Origin of the sequence: Pseudoxanthomonas daejeonensis (genome assembly GCF_010093205.1) — a bacterium.
GTDB lineage: Bacteria > Pseudomonadota > Gammaproteobacteria > Xanthomonadales > Xanthomonadaceae > Pseudoxanthomonas > Pseudoxanthomonas daejeonensis.
Window position 1 is genome coordinate 1 of the sequence record NZ_PDWN01000017.1, and the last position, 20,801, is coordinate 20,801.

20 protein-coding genes are annotated in these 20,801 nt (G+C 70.9%); 8 read left to right on the forward strand and 12 right to left on the reverse strand.

Annotated features, from left to right (window positions below):
- The first annotated feature begins 411 nt into the window (after positions 1-411).
- The gene (locus tag CSC65_RS14710) at positions 412-816 is read left to right on the forward strand and encodes a host attachment family protein (protein WP_162411338.1); all 405 of its coding nucleotides are present in this window, start codon (positions 412-414) and stop codon (positions 814-816) included.
- Position 817: 1 nt separating this feature from the next.
- Here the strand turns inward: CSC65_RS14710 and CSC65_RS14715 are convergent, their stop codons facing one another.
- Positions 818-1,384 carry a DUF3016 domain-containing protein gene (locus tag CSC65_RS14715; protein WP_162411339.1) on the reverse strand — a complete coding sequence of 189 codons (567 nt, stop codon included), beginning with the start codon at positions 1,382-1,384 and terminating at the stop codon, positions 818-820.
- 205 nt (positions 1,385-1,589) lie between these two features.
- Between CSC65_RS14715 and yedA the strand changes: the two genes are divergently transcribed.
- Entirely contained in the window at positions 1,590-2,489 is a 900-nt protein-coding gene (gene yedA / locus CSC65_RS14720; protein ID WP_162411340.1) for a drug/metabolite exporter YedA, read from the forward strand.
- A 26-nt stretch (positions 2,490-2,515) separates the two neighbouring features.
- On the forward strand, positions 2,516-3,406 hold the full coding sequence (gene rarD / locus CSC65_RS14725) for an EamA family transporter RarD (protein ID WP_162411417.1): 891 nt from the start codon (positions 2,516-2,518) through the stop codon (positions 3,404-3,406).
- A gap of 362 nt (positions 3,407-3,768) precedes the next feature.
- Here the strand turns inward: rarD and CSC65_RS14730 are convergent, their stop codons facing one another.
- The 4 genes from CSC65_RS14730 to CSC65_RS14745 form a co-directional block, all read right to left on the reverse strand.
- Positions 3,769-5,079, reverse strand: coding sequence for an ABC transporter permease (locus CSC65_RS14730; RefSeq protein WP_162411341.1), 1,311 nt, complete (start codon positions 5,077-5,079; stop codon positions 3,769-3,771).
- A gap of 12 nt (positions 5,080-5,091) precedes the next feature.
- Positions 5,092-6,249, reverse strand: coding sequence for an ABC transporter permease (locus CSC65_RS14735; RefSeq protein WP_162411342.1), 1,158 nt, complete (start codon positions 6,247-6,249; stop codon positions 5,092-5,094).
- Positions 6,250-6,261: 12 nt separating this feature from the next.
- Positions 6,262-6,951, reverse strand: a complete 690-nt coding sequence (locus CSC65_RS14740; protein ID WP_162411343.1) for an ABC transporter ATP-binding protein — start codon at positions 6,949-6,951, stop codon at positions 6,262-6,264.
- A 115-nt stretch (positions 6,952-7,066) separates the two neighbouring features.
- Positions 7,067-8,317, reverse strand: a complete 1,251-nt coding sequence (locus CSC65_RS14745; protein WP_162411344.1) for an efflux RND transporter periplasmic adaptor subunit — start codon at positions 8,315-8,317, stop codon at positions 7,067-7,069.
- Between the two features lie 283 nt (positions 8,318-8,600).
- Between CSC65_RS14745 and CSC65_RS14750 the strand changes: the two genes are divergently transcribed.
- The 4 genes from CSC65_RS14750 (at position 8,601) to CSC65_RS14765 (ending at position 12,819) form a co-directional block, all read left to right on the forward strand.
- Positions 8,601-9,593, forward strand: a complete 993-nt coding sequence (locus CSC65_RS14750) for an ABC transporter ATP-binding protein (RefSeq protein WP_162411345.1) — start codon at positions 8,601-8,603, stop codon at positions 9,591-9,593.
- On the forward strand, positions 9,593-10,363 hold the full coding sequence (locus CSC65_RS14755; RefSeq protein ID WP_162411346.1) for an ABC transporter permease: 771 nt from the start codon (positions 9,593-9,595) through the stop codon (positions 10,361-10,363). Before CSC65_RS14750 ends, CSC65_RS14755 begins: the two co-directional genes overlap by 1 nt.
- A 14-nt stretch (positions 10,364-10,377) precedes the next feature.
- The gene (locus CSC65_RS14760; protein ID WP_162411347.1) at positions 10,378-11,580 is read left to right on the forward strand and encodes a sensor histidine kinase; all 1,203 of its coding nucleotides are present in this window, start codon (positions 10,378-10,380) and stop codon (positions 11,578-11,580) included.
- A gap of 636 nt (positions 11,581-12,216) precedes the next feature.
- Complete coding sequence (locus CSC65_RS14765) at positions 12,217-12,819, forward strand: response regulator transcription factor (RefSeq protein WP_162411348.1); 603 nt, start codon at positions 12,217-12,219, stop codon at positions 12,817-12,819.
- 10 nt (positions 12,820-12,829) lie between these two features.
- On the opposite strand, the gene CSC65_RS14770 is transcribed toward CSC65_RS14765, so the two are convergent.
- Positions 12,830-13,570: a hypothetical protein gene (locus CSC65_RS14770; RefSeq protein ID WP_162411349.1), complete on the reverse strand. Its 741-nt coding sequence runs from the start codon at positions 13,568-13,570 to the stop codon at positions 12,830-12,832.
- A gap of 136 nt (positions 13,571-13,706) precedes the next feature.
- Between CSC65_RS14770 and CSC65_RS14775 the strand changes: the two genes are divergently transcribed.
- Positions 13,707-15,407: a diguanylate cyclase gene (locus tag CSC65_RS14775; RefSeq protein ID WP_162411350.1), complete on the forward strand. Its 1,701-nt coding sequence runs from the start codon at positions 13,707-13,709 to the stop codon at positions 15,405-15,407.
- A 61-nt stretch (positions 15,408-15,468) separates the two neighbouring features.
- Here CSC65_RS14775 and CSC65_RS14780 read toward each other — a convergent pair whose 3' ends face one another.
- From CSC65_RS14780 to CSC65_RS14805, 6 genes are all read right to left on the reverse strand, one after another.
- Positions 15,469-16,854: a leucyl aminopeptidase family protein gene (locus CSC65_RS14780; protein ID WP_162411351.1), complete on the reverse strand. Its 1,386-nt coding sequence runs from the start codon at positions 16,852-16,854 to the stop codon at positions 15,469-15,471.
- Positions 16,851-17,579 (reverse strand): HAD family hydrolase, encoded by a 729-nt coding sequence (locus CSC65_RS14785; protein WP_162411352.1) that lies wholly within the window; start codon positions 17,577-17,579, stop codon positions 16,851-16,853. Before CSC65_RS14785 ends, CSC65_RS14780 begins: the two co-directional genes overlap by 4 nt.
- Positions 17,580-18,202: 623 nt before the next feature.
- Positions 18,203-19,318: an AI-2E family transporter gene (locus tag CSC65_RS14790; protein WP_162411353.1), complete on the reverse strand. Its 1,116-nt coding sequence runs from the start codon at positions 19,316-19,318 to the stop codon at positions 18,203-18,205.
- A 55-nt stretch (positions 19,319-19,373) separates the two neighbouring features.
- Entirely contained in the window at positions 19,374-19,823 is a 450-nt protein-coding gene (locus CSC65_RS14795) for a protein sip-5 (protein WP_162411354.1), read from the reverse strand.
- Entirely contained in the window at positions 19,820-20,371 is a 552-nt protein-coding gene (locus CSC65_RS14800; protein ID WP_238390421.1) for a phage holin family protein, read from the reverse strand. Before CSC65_RS14800 ends, CSC65_RS14795 begins: the two co-directional genes overlap by 4 nt.
- Positions 20,372-20,387: 16 nt before the next feature.
- Positions 20,388-20,747: a hypothetical protein gene (locus CSC65_RS14805; RefSeq protein ID WP_162411355.1), complete on the reverse strand. Its 360-nt coding sequence runs from the start codon at positions 20,745-20,747 to the stop codon at positions 20,388-20,390.
- Positions 20,748-20,801: the final 54 nt, after the last annotated feature.

The following is a 20,801-nucleotide window of genomic DNA, read 5'->3' on the forward strand; positions in this document are numbered from 1 at the left end:
ATAGTTAGTAGATATGTGAGAGTAGTAGTACTTGAATGATTAGAGTCAGTATTTTTTTTTAAAGAAGAAGACGGCAAACGAGTTTGGCTTTGGTCTGGTGGGCTGGGAGTTGGTAATAGAAGACAGGGGCGGGGGTGGGCGGGCTGAGGTCGAAGCGGCTCATGGCGTCTCCATCGGGACCGGGGGCAGGGGAGGGTGGATCGAAGGCCTTGCGGCCTGTCGATGATGCACGACCCGCGTCTCCACCATATGGAGGCGCGGCGCCGTTCGCGCAAGCCGCGACGCGGCTCCCTACGAAATCCTGACGAAGCGTGCGCGGCGCGCTAACACCCGGGTTCCTACTTTCGGGGTGGGTTCCCTCTCGCCGGAAGTTTCCCACCCCCAATTCCAACCCACCTACAAGGAGAAACCATGCGCAGGCTCCCCCGCGAAACCTGGGTGCTGGTCGCCGATGGCGCGTCCGCGCGCCTGTTCCGCAACCTCGGCAGTGAAACCGGCGCGGTCAGGCTGCACCAGGAAGAAGCGCTGGCGCTGGATCCGGCCGAAGGGGTGATGCCCTCGGTCCTTCCGTCGGACACGCCGGCGCGCGAGGCCGACGAGGCGTCCTTCGCCCGCCAGCTGGCTTTGCGGCTCAACCACGACGCGCTGGGCGGGCGCTACACCCACCTGGTCCTGGCCGCCGATCCACAGACCCTGGGCCAGATCCGTTCGCTGCTGCACGAACAGGCGCGCAGCCGGGTGGTGGCCGAACTGCCCAAGAACTACACCAACGCCCCGCGCGAGCAGATCGAGCGCGCGCTGGCGCCGGAGTTCTGAATCAGCCGGCGTCGCCGCGGGCCACCGCCTGCGGCGACGGCAGTTCGCGCCGCAACCAGTCGTCGATCATCCGCTTCTCGTAGCGCAGGTTGTCGGTGTTGATGGTGGAACCGGTCTGCAGGTAGCTCATGTCCGACAGCTTGCGCTCGCCCTCGGCCAGGACCTGTCCATCGGCGCCGGTGATGCGCAGGTTGAGGGTCATCCGTGGCGGATAGATTTCGCGCATCACCCGGATATGGCTGTAGTTGATGCCCGCGCCCGGCTCGTAGCGCCCGGCACGCTGGATGTCGGTGATGGTCACATCCATCCGCTGGCCGGCGGGCAGGCGCGCCTGGGCGCGTTCCTGCAGGTGCCGCGCGAGCTGGGTGACCCAGTCGCCTTGCTGGGCTTCCCAGCGGTTGTTGCTGAAGCGCAGGTCGGAAAACTGCGCCGGGTCGGTCCATTCCACACTGACCGCGCCATCGGCGGGAAGGGCGCGTGGCAGCGATGGATCGGTGACGGTGCGCGCGGCATGCGCCGGGGCGGCCACCAGGGCGGCAATCAGGGTGAGCAGGAAGAGCGGTCGCATCGTGGCGGCCCTCGCATGACCTGGGCCCGATTCTGCGCCGCCCGCTGTTTCCGGTGAAGGCCCCCGCGCCTGCCGTTGCCGCCGCTTCAGGCGCCGGCAGCGACGCGTCGATGCAACGCTGTATCACTGCTGCGCGGGCATTTGCGGCGCGATCGGGCAGGGGCGCTGCATTAGAATCTGCGTCCGTCCCCCGCGGTCTTTCCCCATGTCCGTCTCCGCACAGGCTCCGGCGCGCGCCGCCGGCCTGGCCGTCGTCGTCGCCCTGGCCATCGTCTACGTGGTGTGGGGGTCGACCTACCTGGCGATCCGCTTCGCCCTGGAAGGCGGCTGGCCGCCGCTGCTGGCGGTGTCGGGCGCCCGCTTCGTGGTTGCCGGCGGCGCCATGTACGCCTTCCTGCGCTGGCGCGGTGTCGCCGCGCCCACGCGCGCGCAATGGAAGAACCTGGCGGCGATGGGCGCGATGCTCCTGCTGCTGGGCAATGGCTGCGTGGTCCTGGCCGAACAGCATGTCTCTTCCGGCCTGGCTGCGGTGGCGGTGGCGTCGGTGCCGCTGTGGATGGGCTTCTTCGGCCTGTTCTACGGGGCGCGGCCGAGCCGGATCGAATGGGTCGGTATCGCGATCGGTTTCGCCGGCGTGGTCTGGCTCAACGCCGGCAGCAGCCTCAGCGCCAGCCCGACCGGGCTGGTGATGCTGCTGGTCGCGCCGCTGGGCTGGGCCTTCGGCTCGGTGTGGTCGCGCGGACGCGACCTGCCGTCGCCGTTCATGGCCGCGGCGGCGCAGATGCTGTGCGGCGGCGTCCTGCTGGTGGGCGTGGGCCTGCTGCGCGGCGAAAGCTTCACCGCGGTGCCGACCCTGCACGGCACGCTGGCGCTGCTGTACCTGGCCGTGTTCGGTTCGGTCATCGCCTTCAGCACCTACGTCTGGCTGCTGCACCACGTGCGTCCGGCGCTGGTCAGCAGCTACGCCTACGTGAACCCGGCGATCGCGGTGGCGCTGGGCGCGTGGCTGGCGAGCGAGCGCTTCACCGCGCATGACCTCGGCGCGATGGCGGTGATCCTGGCCGGCGTGGTGATCATCACCCTGGCCAAGGTATTGCGCCGGTGAGCGCGGCCGCCGCGGCGCAGCCGGGCATGGACCGCCGCGGCCTGGCGGTCACCGCCGCCACCTTCGTCATCTGGGGCGTGGTGCCGCTGTACTGGCACCTGCTCAAGGCGGTGCCGGCGCTGCAGATCATGGCCCACCGCGTGGTCTGGAGTGCGCTGCTGGTGGTCGGCTGGCTGCTGCTGCGCGACGGCTGGGGCTGGCTGCGCAGGCTGGCTGCGCAACCGCGGGTGCTGCCAGCCCTGGCGGTGAGCAGCGTGCTGATCGCGGTCAACTGGGGGTTGTACATCTGGGCGGTCAATGCCGGCCACGTGGTCGAGACCAGCCTGGGCTATTTCATCAACCCGCTGGTCAACGTGGTGCTGGGCGTGCTCGTGCTGCACGAGCGCCTGCGCCGGCTGCAATGGATCGCGATCGGTTGCGCCGCCGCGGGCGTGGCCTGGCTGACGGTCAGCGCCGGTTCGCCGCCGTGGATCGCGCTCGGACTGGCCGCGTCGTTCGGCCTGTATGGACTGGTGCGCAAGCTGGTCTCGGTTGATCCGGTGGCCGGGCTCGGGCTGGAGAGCCTGTACCTGTTCCTGCCGTCGCTGGCGTACGTGGTGTGGGCCGAGAGCGGACACGGCGGTGGCTTCACCGGCGACTGGAGCCTGCGCACCGACCTGCTGCTGGTGTTCGGCGGCGTGGTCACCGCGGTGCCGCTGATCGGCTTCGCCTACGGCGTGCGCCGGATCCCGCTCAGCGTGGTCGGCCTGCTGCAGTACATCGCGCCGACGCTGCAGCTGCTGCTGGGCGTGTGGTTCTTCCACGAACCATTCGACGCGGCGCGCGCGCTGGGCTTCGGCGCGATCTGGCTGGGCCTGGCGATCTACGCCGGCGAAGGCCTGTGGCGCAGCCGGCGCAGGGTGCCGGCTGCGGAATAGACGAGCGAGTCGAGACGCATCGCGGCTTCGTGCTTTTGCAGGAGCGGGCACGACCGCGACACCGACATCCTTTGAATCACGACGGCGTCGCCCGTACCCAGGGCGTCGGTGTCGCGGTCATGCCCGCTCCTACGCGACGGGGTATGTGGGCTGTCGGTCCGTACGGCGGAACCAGCGCGCCGTCGCCGCGCCGTACGACAATCATGACGTGCGTGGACCGGCCACCTCGCCCCGTGCACGGAACTGGCGCAGCACGGCGCACCATGACGTGCGAGGGTCACTGCCTTCTACCTGGATCCGGTGACAGTGCGATGCCAGCGCCGGCTCCGTTCATCGGAGCCGACACCGGATGCCGCGGACCGTCAGAGCGCCCGCAACGCCGTCGTGATCGGCAACCGCGCCGCGCGCAGCGCCGGGAACAGGCCGCCGACCAGTCCAATCCCCAGCGCCCACTTGAGCCCCGACCACAGCAGTTCGGGCGTGACCTTGAACTGGAACACCACCGCGCTGAAGTTGCTGCCCATGGTCGAGGCGCTGTAGCCGTTGAAGATCAGCCACGCCAGCAGCCCGCCAAGGATGCCGCCGAGCAGCGCCAGCAGCATCGTCTCCAGCATCACCGCCATCACCACCGGCAGGCCGCGGAAACCAATGGCGCGCATCGTCGCGATCTCGCGCGCCCGGCCCGCGACCGCCGCGTACATGGTGTTGAGCGCACCGAACACCGCGCCCACCGCCATGATCGCGCCGATCACCGTGCCCAGGATCGTCAGCAACTGGTTGAGCTGGCCGCTCTGCTTGGCGTAGTAGGCCTTGGTGGTTTCCACGTCGAGCTTGAGCCGCGGGTCGCCCGCCATCGCCGCCTTGAACTGCTCGAAGCCGGCCTTGCCCTCGGTGCGCACGCTGACCAGCTGCCAGGCGCCGCGGTTGTAGGTGCTGGCCAGGGTCTGCGCGTCGGTCCAGATCTCCGAATCGTGGACGTCGCCGGAGGCGAACTTGCCCACCACCTGCCACTGCTGGTTGCCCAGGGTGAGCGTGCTGCCCACGTCCAGGTCGCGGAACTGCTTCTGCGCGCCCTGGCCGACGACGATTTCGCGCAAGCCGCTGCCGTACTTGCGGCCCTCGACGATCTTGACGCTGTCGTGCACCGCCCAGCCCAGCTCGCCGACGCCGCGGAACTGCGCGTTGACGTCGTTGCCGTCCTCGCGCGAGACCAGGTTCACGACCTGCGACAGTTCCGGCGACACCAGCGGCCGGCCTTCGCCGTCGCGGGCGATGCCGGGCAGGCTGGAGATCAGCGGGACCTGGTCGCGCATGATCACCGAGTTGGTCTCGGCCTGCGAACCGCCACGCAGCACGATCGCGGTGTTCTCGTTGCCGGTGCTGTTCATGGTCGTCTGGAAGCCTCGGCCCATCGACAGCATCGCCACCAGCACCGCGACCACGCCGGCGATGCCCACGACAATTACCGACGAAGCGCCCCAGCGCTGCGGCAGGCTGGCGATGCCGATCCCGGTGGCGGCCAGCGCCAGCCGCCCTTGGCGGGTCAGGAACAGCCACAGCGCAAGCGCCACGGCGACGGCGAGCACGCCCTGCCAGGGCAGCATGATCCACGCGACCAGGCCCACGACGAGCAGCACGATCGTGAGCAGGTTCCAAAGCCATTGCTTGTTCATGATCAGGTTTCCTCAGCGGCCAGCCAGCGCATCGACGATCTTCAGCCGCTTGGCGCGCAGCGCCGGCAGCACGCCCACCACCAGGCCGATCAGCACGATCAGCACGGCGCCCACGATCCAGGTCTGCAGCGGGATGGTCGCCGGCAGCATGCCCTGCGCCTTGCTCGCCAGGCCCGGCAGGATCACCCGCGCCAGGGCCATGCCGATCACGCCGCCCAGTCCCACCAGCAGCACCGATTCCACCAGCACCAGCCACAGCACCGTCCCGTCCTTGAAGCCCAGCGTCTTGAGGATCGCCAGCTCCGGAATGCGCTCGCGCACCGCCTGGGCCATGGTGTTGCCGGTCAGCAGGAGCAGGGTGAAGAACACCGCGCCCATGATCGAGGTGACGATCAGGCCGATGTCGGCGAACTGCTTGGCGAAGGATTGCTGGAACGCCGATTCGGTCTGGCTCTTGGTCTCGCGGTCGGAGTTCATCGACAGCGCATCGATGGCCTGGGCCACGCGCGAGGCGTGCGCCGGGTTGTCGAGGGTCACCGTGTACCAGCTCACCTGGCCCTTGATGTAGTCGTTGGATTCGTCGAAGTACTTCCAGTTCATCACCAGCTGGCGTTCCTCGCCGCTGGCCGCGGCACGGTCCTTGGAACGGAAGATGCCGACCAGCTGCAGCGGCCAGTCGTTGCTGCCCTGGCGCGGGAAGATCGTCGCCTGCAGCGGAATGGTGTCGCCGACCTTCCAGCCGAATTCCTTGGCCAGCGTCTCGCCGACCACCGCGCCGGTGCGCGTGTCCTGGAACGCCTTGAGCTGCTCGGGCGGCAGCTGCAGGTTGGAGTACACCTCGAAGTAGTTCGGCGCCACCGAGAAGCTCGGGAAGAAGTTCTTCGGGTCCTGGTAGATGCCGCCGAACCACATCGCGTAGGTGGCGTCCTTGACCCCGGGCACGGTGCGGATCTGTTCCTGCAGCCGCACCGGCAGGCTCTGGGTGATCGACAGGCGCGAAGTGGTGACCAGGCGGTTGGCGCCATCGACGCTGCCGCCGGAATTGAACGCCACGCGCACCGAGTCGAGCATCCCGAACAGCAGGAACGCGGTGACCACCGAAAGCAGGGTCAGCAGGGTCCGCGTCTTGCTGCGGAACAGCTGCGCCCAGACGAGCGAGAAGTATTTCATCGCTGCACTCCGTCAGTGCGCGGCCGGCGCATCGGCCAGCTCGCCCTTGTCCAGGTGGATGGTATGGGTGGCGTACTCGGCCGCCTTCGGATCGTGCGTGACCATGATGATGGTCTTGCCGTGCTCGCGGTTGAGCATCTGCAGCAGGTCGAGGATCTCCTCGGCCGAATGCCGGTCCAGGTCGCCGGTCGGTTCGTCGCAGATCAGGAAGGTCGGGTCGGAGACGATCGCCCGGGCGATCGCCACGCGCTGCTGCTGGCCGCCGGAAAGTTCGTTGGGGCGGTGGCTGCGGCGGTCGGCCAGGCCGACTAGGGTCAGCGCGATCTGGGCGCGGCGCGCGCGGTCGGCGCTGCCCAGCTTGGTCAGCAGCAGCGGCAGCTCGACGTTCTTCTGCGCGGTGAGCATCGGCATCAGGTTGTAGAACTGGAACACGAAGCCGACGTGGTGGCTGCGCCAGCTCGACAGCTGCCCGGCCGAAAGGCGGTCGATGCGCTCGCCCTCGATCTCGATCTCGCCGCCGCTGGGCGTGTCCAGGCCGCCGATCAGGTTGAGCAGGGTGGTCTTGCCCGAGCCGGACGGGCCCATCAGCGCGACGAAATCCCCCTTGGGGATGTCCAGGTCGATGCCATGCAGCACCTGCACCTGCTCGGGGCCGCGCTGGTAGGTCTTGGTGACGTTGCGAAGGTTAACCAGGGCCGTCATCGCTTTGCTTCCTTGTCGTGGCCGTCGCGGGTGGCGCGTCGGCGGGTTCGGGATGGTGCGGAACAGTTCGGAAGGTGGTTCGTGTGGCGCGGCGCGTTTGTCACGCGCCGCGGGGTTACTGTCCTTCGGCGCCGGCCAGGCGCACGCGGTCGCCGTCGGCCAGGGTCTCGGGAACATCAAGTACCACCGTTTCGCCGGCGGTCAGGCCCGACAGCACCTGGCGGTCCTGGCCCATGGCGATGCCCGGCTTGACCGCGCGCTGTTCGACCGTGTCCTCGTTGCCGAGCACGAAGGCCACGTCGCTTCCGCCGCGCTGCACGATCGCCGCGGCCGGCACGCGCACGCCCTGCGGCTTCTGCTCGCCGGGTTCGGGAGCCTGCTCGAGGAAGCTCACCCGCACGCCCATGTCCGGCACGATGCGCGCGTCCTTTTCCTTCAGGGCGACGCGCACCTTGACCGTGGCCTTGCCGCGGTCGGCGGCCGGAATGATCGCGATCACCTCGCCGGGAATGCGCCAGTCCGGATAGGCGTTGAGCACGATCTCCACCGGCATCTTCGGCTGCACGCGGCCGATGTAGGACTCGCCGACTTCGACTTCGACCTCCAGCGACTCCATGTCGACGATCGTGCCGATGCCGGTGCGGGTGTAGCCGCCGGTGGCCAGCGGCGAGACGATCTCGCCCGGCTGCGCCGCCTTGGAGGTGACGATGCCCGAGAACGGCGCGCGCACGATGGTGTTGTCCACGCCTTGGCCGGCGATGCGCAGCTGGTCGCCGGCGACCTGCGCGTTGCGTTGAGCGGTCACGAGCTGCGCACGCAGCGCGTCGCGCTGGGCCACGGCCTGCTCGTACTGCGCGCGCGACACCAGCTGCTGGCCCACCAGCGAGGACAGGCGTCGCGCGTTGGCCTCGGCATCGACCAGCTGGGCACGCACGCTGTCGGCCTGGCTATGCGCCGCCGACACCTGCGACGCGGCCAGCGCGCGCTGCGCATCGGCGTCGATCGGATCGAGCCGGGCCAGCACCTGGCCTTCCTCCACGCGCATGCCTTCCTCGATCAGCACTTCCTTGACCCGGCCGGTGACCTTGGCCGACACCGTGGCCATGCGTCGCGCGACGATATAGCCGCTGGCATCCAGGACCGAGGCGCTGGCGCCACCGGCGCCGGAAATGGCGACCACCGGCGCGGTGCGCACTTCGGGCGCCTTCTCGCCACCGAGCACCAGCCATGCGACCACGGCGGCGAGCAGCACGGCGGCGGCCACGGCCAGGCCGATCCACAACCCGCGCCGCGACGGCGGCGGCGTGGACGGTGCCTTGCCGCGTTCGATGCGGAGTTCCTTGAGCAGTTCAGCGGAAGCGTTCATCAGGTTCTCGTTGCGATCCCGGTCCAGTGTCGGCGGCAAGGGTACACGGCGGCCAGCTGCCGGAAGTCACTTTCTGGCGGAGGGCCACCACGCGGGATGGAATACCTCCATGCCAGGACGGACGACGGTGGTGCGGTTCGACACGCCGCCCGGGCACCGGTGCATCCTGCCGATGCGCGGACGCACGGCGTAGTGACAGCTGTCATGCGCTTGGCATGGCATCGACGACTGCCGCCGCCGGCGCGTGCGGCGGACACTGCGGCCACCTGCACGGAGACCGCCAATGGATACCGCCACCCGCGTCGTCGCCCCTGTCGCCGTCCCCATCGCCACGGGCGACACCCGGAAGCCGGCGGCGCGCCTGCCGCTGGCGCGCCTGCACCAGGCCAGCAAGCGCTTCGGCGATGTCCAAGCGCTGGACGGACTGGACCTGGAGCTGCATGCCGGCCAAGTGCTGGCCCTGCTCGGGCCCAACGGCGCCGGCAAGACCACCGCCATCGGCCTGCTGCTGGGCCTGCACGCGCCCGACGCCGGCCGCGCCGAACTGTTCGGCCTGCCGCCGCAGGCACTGGAAGCGCGCCGCGGTATCGGCGTGATGCTGCAGACCGCCGGCATCCCCGACACCTTGAAGGTGCGTGAGCTGGTCGACCTGACCCGCAGCTACTATCCGCAGCCGCGCGACATCGACGCGTGCCTGGCGCTGGCCGGTCTGCAGGACCTGCAGAAGCGTCGCTACGGCCAGTTGTCCGGCGGCCAGCAGCGACGCGTGCAGTTCGCGATGGCGCTGTGCGGCAATCCACGGCTGCTGTTCCTGGACGAGCCGACCACCGGCCTGGACATCGACGCGCGGCAGGCGCTATGGCGCGCGATCCGCGAACTGGCCGCGCAAGGCTGCGCGGTGCTGCTGACCACGCACTACCTGGAAGAGGCCGAGGCGCTGGCCGACCGGGTGGTGGTGGTCGACCACGGTCGCCTGCTGGCGCAGGGAAGCGTCGAACAGATTCGCGCCCGCGTCGCCCAGTGCCGGATCGGCTGCGCCTCCATTCTGTCGGCCGCGGCGGTGGCCGCCTGGCCGGGCGTGCAGGAAGCGGTCGTTCGCGATGGCCGCCTCCAGGTCGTGGCGGCGGACGCGGAAGCGGTCGTGCGCCGGCTGCTGGCCGAAGATCCGTCGCTGTCCGGTCTGGAAGTTCATCGCGCGGGCCTGGCCGACGCCTTTCTCGCCCTCACCGCGCACTCTGGCGCGAAGCAAGCACAGCCCGAAGAGGAGGTCGCCTGATGGACGCCATCGACCGTTCCACGCCCGTGCGTTTCTCCGCCTCGCGCGCCTACATGCAGGAGGCCCGCTACGAATTCCTGCGGCTTTGGCGAACGCCGTCGTTCTCGCTGCCGTGCCTGCTGTTCCCGGCGGTGTTCTACCTGCTGTTCGGCGTGCTGCTGGGTGGCCGCGGCGGGCCGGACGCGGCGCGTTACATGCTGGCCGGCTACAGCGTGTTCGGGATCATGGGCGTGGCCCTGTTCGGTTTCGGCGTCACCGTGGCGATGGACCGCGAGCAGGGACTGCTGACCCTCAAGCGCGCCCAGCCGATGCCGCCGGGCGCGTACCTGGCGGCGAAGGTGGCGATGGCGATGCTGTTCTCCACCGTCATCCTCGCGCTGCTGGCCGCACTGGCCATTGGCGTGGCCGGCGTGCGCCTGGCACCGGCGCAATGGCTGGGCCTGGTCGTGGCCTGCCTGCTCGGCGTATTGCCGTTCAGTGCGCTGGGCCTGTGGCTGGGCACGCTGGTCGGCGGGCGTGGCGCACCGGCGCTGATCAACCTGGTCTACCTGCCGATGGCGTTCCTGTCGGGGCTGTGGGTACCGCTGTCGATGCTGCCCGGGCTGCTGCAGGAACTGGCACCGGCGTGGCCGGCGTACCATCTGTCCCGGATCGCGCAGGCGCAGGTGGGGTTTGGCGACGGCGCGCCGCTGGGGCTGCACGTGCTGGTGCTGCTCGGCGTGACCCTCCTGTTCCTGGCCCTGGCGCGTCGTCGCCTCGCTACCCCCTGATCCGAGTCCCCGCCATGCGCGCTGTCCCGCCCAATCGCTTCGTCCCCGGATGGATCAAGGTCGCGCCCGATTCGCTGCTGGCCGCCAGCCAGTCGCGTGGACAGCCCGCATGGATGGAGTTCATCCACGTGCTGTGGACGATGTGGGTGTTCGTGGTGCCGGTGTTCACCCCGCAGGGCTACAACGCGTTGTGGTGGGCGTTGACCGCGCTGTCCTATCCGCTGTTCCTGGCCCTGTACGCGGGCACGCTGGTGCTGCCGTCGCGCTGGGTCGCGGCGTGCGCCACCGGCATGCTGGTGCTGTGCCTGGCGCTGCTGCGCTGGTACCCGTCGGGCATGAGCTACTTCGTGTTCGGCTGCGTGATGCTCGGCGCGCACCGCTGGCGCAGCGGCTGGCACTACGCGGCGGTCCTGCTGCTGGCCAACGTGTGCCTGGTAGTGCTCGCGCGCTCGATCGGTTATCCGTGGTCGGCGCTGGTGTGGCTGCCGGTGACCACGCTGGTGGTCGGCCTGATCGTGCACGTCGAGCGCCAGCGCCACCACAAGGACGCCGCGCTGCGCCTATCGCAGGACGAGGTCCGGCGCCTGGCCGCCACCGCCGAGCGCGAGCGCATCGGCCGCGACCTGCACGACCTGCTCGGCCATACCCTGTCGCTGGTGGCGTTGAAGGCCGACCTCGCCGGGCGCCTGCTGCAGCGCGACCCGGAGGCGGCGCAGCGCGAGATCGGCGAACTGGGCCAGGTCGCGCGCGATGCGCTGGGCCAGGTCCGGCGCGCGGTCACCGGCATCCGCGCCGCGGGCCTGGCCGCGGAACTGGCGGCGGCCAAGGTGCTGCTGCAGGGCGAGGGCATCGGCTTGCAGGTCGACGTGCCCGCGGTCGCGATGCCGCCGGAACAGGAAACGGTGCTGGCGTTGTGCCTGCGCGAAGCGGTGACCAACGTCCATCGCCATGCGCGCGCCAGCCGGGTACGGGTATCGCTGACGGGCGATGCGCGGCAGTGGCGGCTGTGCGTGGAGGACGACGGCCGTGGCGGCGTGGTCCGGCCGGGCAATGGCCTGGACGGCATGCGCGAACGCCTGCAGGTGCTCGGCGGCGCCCTGCGGATCGAGCCGGCGCCCGGGCGCGGCACGCGCCTGCTGGCCGACCTGCCGCACTGGCAGGCCGGTGCGACCACGCCACCGGCGCATGCCACGCGCACCGACGCCCCGCTGTCGTAGGAGCGGGCAAGACCGCGACACCGACGCCGTAGCGCAGGCGACGCCCCCGCGATTCCGGCGGCGTCGGTGTCGCGGCCTGAAGTCCGCTCCTACAAGGGCGCGTGGTCTCCGCTGTCGTAGGAGCGGGCACGACCGCGACACCGACGCCGTAGCGCAGGCGACGCCCCCGCGATTCCGACAGCGTCGCGTCGCGGCCTGAAGTCCGCCCTTGCAAGGGCGCGTGGTCCCCGCTGTCGTAGGAGCGGGCACGACCGCGACACCGGCGCCATCGCGCAGGCGACGCCCCCGCGATTCCGGCGGCGTCGGTGTCGCGGCCTGAAGTCCGCTCCTACAGGGGCGCGTGGTCTCCGCTGTCGTAGGAGCGGGCACGACCGCGACACCGACGCCATCGCGCAGGCGACGCCCCCGCGATTCCGGCGGCGTCGGTGTCGCGGCCTGAAGTCCGCTCCTACAAGGGCGCGTGGTCCCCGCTGTCGTAGGAGCGGGCACGACCGCGACACCGACGCCATCGCGCAGGCGACGCCCCCGCGATTCCGACCACGCCACCCGTGCGCCTCTGGCGGCCAGCAACCAGGACAGGCACCGCGAGTACGACTTTTGCTACCGTCGCCCCATGCCTGCACTGACCCCATCCCGATGATCCGCGTGCTCCTGGCCGAAGACCAGGCGATGGTCCGCGGCGCGCTGGCCGCGTTGCTGGGCATGGAATCCGATATCGAGGTCGTCGGCGCCGTGGCCGATGGCGAGAGCGCCTGGCGCGAAGTGCAGCGCCTGCAGCCCGAGGTGCTGGTCACCGACATCGAGATGCCCGGCCTGACCGGACTGGAACTGGCGCAGCGCATCCAGCGCCACGAGCTTCCGATCAAGGTGGTGATCGTCACCACCTTCGCCCGCGCCGGATTCCTGCGCCGCGCGCTGGAGGCCGGCGTGGTCGGCTACCTGCTCAAGGATGCGCCGGCCGAACGCCTGGCCGAAGCGCTGCGCAAGGTCCGCCACGGCGGTCGTGCGATTGATCCGGAACTGGCGGTGGAAGCCTGGGGCGAAGCCGATCCGCTCAACGAGCGCGAGCGCCAGGTGCTGCGCCTGGCCGGCGAGGGCAGGTCTTCCGGCGAGATCGCCATCCAGCTGAACCTCTCGCAGGGCACCGTGCGCAACTACCTGTCCGAGGCGATCGGCAAGCTCGGCGTCGGCAACCGCATCGAGGCCGCGCGCCTGGCGCGGCAGAAGGGCTGGCTGTAATCCGGGCGCCTCAGCCGATGCCGAGCAGGCGTCGGCCCAGCTCCGGCCAGGCCTGGCCCTGGCCGATCGCCACCGCCAGCAGTTGCATGCCCACCAGGACCGGGATCGCGACGCGATGGACCGGGTGCACGCTGCCGCGCGTGGCCAGGTCGTAGCCCATCGCGGCGGCGAACAAGACGAGCACCCCGGCGTAGTTGGACAGCCACTCGGCCATGAAGCCCGGTGGCAATGCCGAGGCGATCGCGCCACCCCACCAGCGCGCGAATGCGGCGACGAGGATCACCGTGGTGGCCAGGCACACCAGACGCTTGTGGTACGGCGGCGAGCGCCGCATCAGGAACGCCGCCACCGCGCAGCCGACGAAACCCAGCACGCTGTTCATCGCGATCGGCAGGAAGCGGATGTTCTCCGGGTCGCCCGGCGCATAGAAGCGCTGGCTGTAGAACTCCGCGGCGACCGCCGACCAGGCCATCACCGGCACCAGCAGCATGCCCAGCGTGCCGACCCTGCGGTGCCAGTGCAGGCGGCCGCTGCTGGCCAGCGCCACCTGCAAGGCCAGCAGCACCAGCCAGGCCGAGAACGCCCAGACATGCACTTCCAGCGCGACCGGGGCCGGGTAGTCGGCCTGGCCGGTGAAGCGCGCCGTGACCTGGCTGGCGAACCCGATCACGACCGCGGTCCAGGCGAGCAGGACGAATGCCCAGCCGGAGGCGGTATCCAGCCGATGGCGTCGGGTGAAGCCGGTCCCCATGCGTCCCCCGGTGCGTGCACCGCGCCGCCACGGACGTGGCCGGGCCATCCTAGCGCGCGGAATCGCGGGACGCTCCGGCGGTACGGACCTTGCATGGGGGCTGCCGTTTCACGTCCCGTCCCGCACACTTCCCGCCATGCCCCGCCGCCTGCACCTCGCCAACCGTATCGGCCTGCCCGCCGCCGCACTGATCTTCGCCGGGATCGGCGTGGGCGTGCTGCTGGGCGCGCAGCGCTTCATCGCCGACGCCAACCAGGTGGCGCATACCAACGAGGTGATCGCCAGCGTCGATGCGGTCGAGGCGCGCCTGCGCGACGCCGAGGCGGCCCAGCGTGGCTACCTCCTGACCGGCGACGTCGATTACCTGGCGATCTACCAGGTCAGCCGCGAGCAGACCGCTCCGCAGCTGGACCGGCTGGAACGGCTGGTCCGCGACAACCCGCAGCAGCTGCAGCGGGTCCGGAGCCTGCGCGACCTGCGCGACCGCCGCATCGCCCAGATCGAGGCCAACCTGGGCCGTTACCGACAGGGCGGACTGGCCGCCGCGCAGGCGGGCATCGACCGCGACGTGCTGCAGGTGTCCTCGGCGATCCGCAGCGAGGCCCAGCAGCTGCTCGAGCGCGAGCGCGAACTGCTCGCCGCCCGCGACCTCTCCAGCCGGCGCAGCGCCGACGTGCTGCGCCTGCTGGCCCTGCTCGGCATCCCGCTGGGGATTGCCGTGGTCGGCGCGGTGTACTGGCTGCTCGTGCGCGAGATCCGCCGCCGCGGCCGCGCCGAGCGCTCCGGCGCCGAAGCCAACCTGCGCCTGCGCGAGTCGGTCGGGCAGCTGGAACGGCATACCAGCGACCTGGCCGAACTCAACCGCTACGGCAGCCTGTTGCAGAACTGCCTCAAGCCCGAGGAGGCGGTGGCACTGACCACCCAGCTGCTGTCGCGGCTGCTGCCCGGCACCGGCGGCACGCTGTACCGCATCCGCGCCTCGCAGGACTACGCCGAGGAACTGGCGCACTGGGGCGAACACGTGGCGGCCAGCGCCGCCTTGCTGCCGCCGGAACATTGCTGGGCGCTGCGTCGCGGCCAGCCGCACCTGCTGCGCGCGCATGGCGAGACCCTGCACTGCGCGCACATCGAGCCGCCGGCCATCGACGTCGAGCTCAACACCGCCTGCATCCCGCTGGTGGCGCAGGGCAACCAGCTGGGCTTCCTGTACCTGTCGTCGGCGTCGCCGGCGATGCTGGCGCGGATGGACCTGGTGCAGGCGGCCACCGAGCAGCTGTCGATGGCGCTGCACAACCTGGCCCTGCAGGAACGCCTGCGCATCCAGTCGATCCGCGATCCACTCACCGGCCTGTTCAACCGCCGCTACCTGGAAGAGTCGCTGGCCCGTGAGCTGGCGCGCTGCGAGCGTCGCGCGATGCCGCTGAGCCTGCTCATGCTCGACCTGGACCACTTCAAGGCGTTCAACGACCTGCATGGCCATCCCGGTGGCGACGCACTGCTGGCCGGCTTCGGCCACCTGCTCGGGTCCATCGCGCGCGGCGAGGACATCGCCTGCCGCTATGGCGGCGAGGAGTTCACCCTGATCCTGCCCGAGACCACGCTGGAGCAGGCCGGCCGCCGCGCCCTGGAGATCGGCGACGCGGTGCGGGCGATGCGCGTGGAGCACCTGGGCAGCGAACTGCCGGCGGTCACCGTGTCGATCGGCATCGCCGGCTTCGAAGGCGCTGGCGACGGCGCCGAGATGCTGATGCGACGCGCCGATCGCGCGCTGTACCGGGCCAAGCGCGCCGGTCGCGACCGTTTCGAATGCGAGGCCGCGACCGCATCGTCGGCCTGAGCGCCGAGGGTGCGGGAAGGGCGCCGTGGCCGGTTCGAGCGTGGCCGCGACGCCAGGTTCGTCAGCCGCCGTAGCGCGCCTTCAGCAGCGCCCAGGCCGAACGCAGGCCCAGCGCTTCGCCGCCGGCGGGGCGGCCGGCGCGGCTGCTGTCGTTCCAGGCGTAGGTGTCCAGGTGCGCCCAGGGCGTGCCGCCGGGCACGAAGCGCTCCAGGTACAGCGCCGCGGTGACCGCGCCGGCCATGCGCGAACCGGCATTGGCCAGGTCGGCGACATTGCTGGTCAGGTAGCGCAGGTACGGGCGCCACAGCGGCATGCGCCACACCGGGTCGCGGGTCTGCTCGCCGGCCGCCAGCCAGGCCGCGGCCAGCGCGTCGTCATTGGCGAACAGCGCCGGCAGGTCCGGCCCCAGGGCGATGCGCGCCGCGCCGGTGAGCGTGGCGAAATCCACGATCAGCGCCGGCTTCTGCTCGCCCGCATAGGTCAGCGCGTCGCACAGGATCACCCGGCCCTCGGCATCGGTGTTGTCGATCTCCACGCTGACCCCGGCGCGGGTGGCGATCACCTCGCCCGGCCGGAACGCGTCCGGACCGATCGCGTTCTCCACCGCCGGCACCAGCAGGCTCAGCCGCACCGGCAGCTTGCGCGACATCACCAGCGCGGCCAGCGCCAGCGCGTGCGCGGCGCCGCCCATGTCCTTCTTCATGTTGCGCATGCCGTCGGCCGGCTTGATGTCCAGGCCGCCGGTGTCGAAGCACACGCCCTTGCCGACCAGCACCACGTGCGGATCGGCGCGGCTCTCGGGAGATTCGAAGCCCCAGCGCAGCTCGATCAGCCGCGGCGCGCGGTGCGAGGCGCGGCCGACCGCGTGGATCGCCGGGAAGTTGTGCGCCAGCAGCGATTCGCCGGTCACCACCTCGATGTGCGCGCCGTGTTCGGCAGCCAGCTCGCGGGCGATGGCTTCCAGCTGCGCCGGGCCCATGTCCTGGGTTGGCGTGTTGACCCAGTCGCGCACGCGCATGGTCGCCAGCAGCACGTCCAGCGCTTCGTCGTCGAGCTGCGGCAGGCGCAGCCTCGCCGGCGCGCGCGGCGGAGTCTTGTAACGGTCGAAGCGGTAGCTGCCCAGGCCCCAGCCCAGCTGCAAGGCGACCCGCTGCGCGGCCGGCAGGTCGGTGGCCGGCGCCCATGCACCCGGCGGCAATGCGGTCGGCGCGTGCGCGTAGCTGCACGGATCCAGCGGATCGCCGATCCCGACCACCGCGCCGCCGATCCCGCCTTCGCCCGGAAGCAGCGCCACCGAACCGGCGCCGGGCTGGAATTCCTGCGCATCGAGCCACGCCGCCACGGCGGCCGGCTGCGTCGCGCGCCAGGCACCGTAGCCGTCGCGGTCGAGCAGGTGCATGGGAAGCGCGGAAGCGCCGGTATCGGCGTAATGGGACTGGGGGTTCATGCGGCGTGGTCCGTGGCGATGTCGCGTTCGGGGAGGTGCGCTTCCAGCCAGTCGGCGAGCGCGGTGAGGGTCGTGTACTGCAGGTCGGGCACGATCTCCGCGTGCGCCCATTCGCGCGCCTCGCGGTTGATCCAGCAGCTGCGCAGCCCGGCGCGCGCGGCGCCGGCGACGTCCATCTCGACGTGGTCGCCCACGTGCAGGACATGTGCCGGGGCGCACTCCAGGCGTGCGCACGCGGCCAGGAAGATGCTGGCCTCGGGCTTGGCCGCGCCGTGTTCGCGCGCGCCCAGCTGGAAGGCGAAGTGGTGGGCGATGCCGACTCGCTCCAGGTCCGCATTGCCGTTGCTCAGCGCCGCCACCGGCACCCGCGCCGCGATCCGGGCCAGTGCGTCGAGTGCGTCGGGGTAGTACTCGACCTGGTTGCGCGCGGCGTAGAACGCCTCGTACGCCGGCTCGAGCAGGTCCAGGCTGGCGCCGCTGCGTTCCAGCGCTTCGGCCAGGGTCAGCCGGCGCAGTGCGGACAGGTCATGGTGCAGGTGCGGGTTGTCGCGGAACGAACGCTCGCGCAGTTCGCGCATCGCCGCGACCGGGTACATCGCCGCCGTCGCCGGGCTGTGCACGCCCATCCAGTCGTGCAGCACCTGGTCGATGCGCGCGCCGATCGGCGCGAACGGCCACAGGGTGTCGTCGAGGTCGAGGGTGATGGCGCGGACGATGAAGCTCACGGCGCCATTCTACCGCGCACCGCCGGGCCCGGCCGCCCGCCGCCCTTCGTAGGAGCGGGCACGACCGCGACACCGACGCCGCCCCCGATCGAGGTTGCCGGCATTCCGTCTCACCCCCAACCTGGCCCCGTGTCATGGCCATCAGCCCTGCACGAATGGAACTGCAGACGGATGCAGGGATCATGGCGTCATCGCCGCCGCCACCCGCCCAGGTGTCGCGGTCATGCCCGCTCCTACAGGACATATCCGCCGCCACGCTCCGTACCCCTCCACCGGCTGCGCATTGCAGGAGCGGGCACGACCACAACTCCGGCGCGCCCCCGACCGACGCCCTGGAAATCCCCCTCGCCGCCGTAGGAGCGGGCATGACCGCGACACCGACGCCGCAAAATGACCGACGCCCCAGGATTCCGTCTCACCCCCGACCAGGAATGTCCGCCGCCGCGGCTCCCGTCATGCACGAGCGGACATGCGGCAGGATGGATGCGCGAATCATGGCGGCATCGCGGCCGCCGGCCACCTCGGTGTCGCGGTCATGCCCGCTCCTACAAGAGCTGCGACGGGGCATGCCCTTCAGGCCGCGAAGCGACACCGCCGGAACCGAGGGGGCGTCGCCTGTGCCTTTACTCCAGCAGCTTGGCCCAGCCGCCCATGCCGTCCAGCTGCGCCAGGACCAGCTTCACGCAGACCAGCAAAGGCACCGCCAGCAGCAGGCCGATCAGGCCCCACAGCCAGCCGAACAGCATCAGCGCCAGGATCAGCACCAGCGGCGACAGCGCCATGCGCCGGCCCAGGACAATAGGCGTGATCACCTGGCCCTCCACCGTGTGCAGCAGCAGGTACAGCGCCGCCGGCAGCAGCGAGTGCCAGGTGTCGTCGAAGGCGATGAAGCCGACCAGCAGCATCATGCACATGCCGATCAGCGGCCCCACGTAGGGCGCGTAGTTGAGCAGCATCACCATCGTGCCCCACAGCAGCGCTTCCTGTGCCGGGAAATCCAGCACGTAGAGGATGCCGGCGAAGGCCAGGCCGACCACCGCGTTGATCACGCTGATGGTCAGCACGTAGCGCGAGACCTCGCGCTCGATCGATTGCAGGATCTCGACGGTGAACTTCTTCTGCTGGCGCCCGGGCATCAGCGCGATCGCGTTGCGCTGCAGGTTCTCGCCGTAGACCATGAAGAAGAAGGTGAGCAGCACCACCGCCAGCATCGAAGCGGCCACGCGCGGGGTCCGGGTCAATACCGCATAGGGGTCATCGACGCGGGTGCGCACCACCTGCACCTTGCGGTTCGGATCGCCGGCCGCCGCGCGGGCCATGTCTTCGGCGATGCGGTTGGCCTCGTGCATCGGCCGGGTCAGGTCCTGCAGCTGGCGGCCGAGCTTGCGCGCCTCGCGCGGCGCCTGCTCGGCCCAGGTGGTGGCCGGCGCGGCCAGTTGCACGGCCAGCGTGCCGGCCAGCGCCAGGCCGGCGCACAGCACCAGCAGCGCAGCCAGGAAGCGCGGCACCCAGAGCCGGCGCAGGCCGCGGATCAGCGGATTGCCGATCAGGGCGAAGAACGCGGCCAGCAGCACCGGCAGCAGGATTTCCTGCGCCGCCCACAGCGTGTAGCAGACCGCCAGCGTGGCCAGCACCAGCACGGCCGACGAAGCCCGCGGCCGCGCGAGCGGCCCCTGCGGATCGGCCGCTTCGGGCAGCGGCGGGAGGGGATCGGCGTGCGGCGGCGGGATGGCGGACATGCGGACCCTGGGCGACAGGCCGGAGGCCGGCCGCGGAAGAAGAAGGAAAGGGAGGTCAGCGTTCGGAAACGTCGGTGGCCGCTTCGGCCGGTGCCGGCGCGCGCGTCCGCAACGGGTCGCTGGCCGCGGGCACGGGGGCCACCGGCGCGACCGGCGCCTGCCCGGTCGCCTCGGCCACGTTCTGGTTCGCGGCGGCGGCCTCCTGCGCGGCCACGTCGGCGGCTTCGCCGGCTTCATGCGAAGCGGCGGCCGCCTGCAGCGAGGCGAGCATGCTCGAGACCGTGCCCAGCATCTGCAGCCAGCGCGTACCACCGACCTTGGACAGCGGTTCGGCGCGGCCGACCAGGAACCCCGACAACAGTCCGGCGATCACGATCCGTCCCGGCGACCAGCCGCGGCGCCAGGCCTGGCCAAACTCCTGCCGGTGCACCTGCGCGCGGTCCATGCACGATTCCACGCGCCGCTCCGCGCGCTCGACCCGCTGCCGCAGCAGCTCGAACCTCATCGCGGCCGCTCCTGTGAAAGCGGGTCCTGCGAGGGCGTGGCCGCCGTGGTCAGCGACGCGGCGACCGCATCGGCGCGCGGCGCCTCGCCGTTTCCGTCGTCGTCATCCTCGCCGTGTTCGTCGTGTTCGTCGAACACGCCCATGCGGCTGAGCTGCCGGCGCGTGGCGTGCAGGCCCATGTAGTCGAAGAAGCGCGAGGTGCGCCACGCGGCCAGGCCGGTGATGGCCAGGTTGAACAGCGCCGCGATGCTCAGCGACGCCAGCCAGGACAGGCCGAAGCGCTGCATCAGCGCCACCCCCGCGGCGGTGGCCAGCAGCCACGCCGAGGCGCCGAACACCACGGCGACGCCGGCCCAGGCGATGCCGCGGCCCAGCGCGCTGCGGGCCAGCGCCAGGTCGGCAGAAAGCAGCGCGCGCAGCGAACGCAGCGAGTCCTTCGTCGCGCCCAGCGTCGCCTTGCCGGCTTCGCTGACCGCACGCAGGCTCTCGTCCAGCGGCGGCGGGGGAGTCGCGTCCCCTGCCTGTTCCGTGCGCTCCCCTTCGCTCATCGCCGCGGCGATCCGCTCAGCGGTCGCGACGGGTCAGCGCGGCGACCAGCCAGCCGGCGGCGAAGGCCACGCCGAAGGAGGCCAGCGGGCGCTCGCGGATCAGCTCCGAGGCGCTGTCGATCAGGTCACGGCCCTTGTCCATCAGCGCGTCCATCTGCTCGCGCGCGGCGTCGCCCCCCAGCTCGGCCGCGGCCAGCCCGGCCAGCGCGCTGTCGGCCAGTTCGGCCTTGACGTTGGCACGGCCCAGGCGCAGCTCGTCGGTGGCGGCACCGGCCGCCCCGCGCAGCGCCTCACCGGCGGCACCGGCGGCGGTCTTCAGGTGGGAGCCGGCTTCGCTCAGGTTGTCCTTCATGTTCTCGGTGGAGGTGGGGCTCATCGTGGGTCTCCTTGGCCGGGTAGGGCCTGCTGCAGTGGGTGGCAACGCCATGAC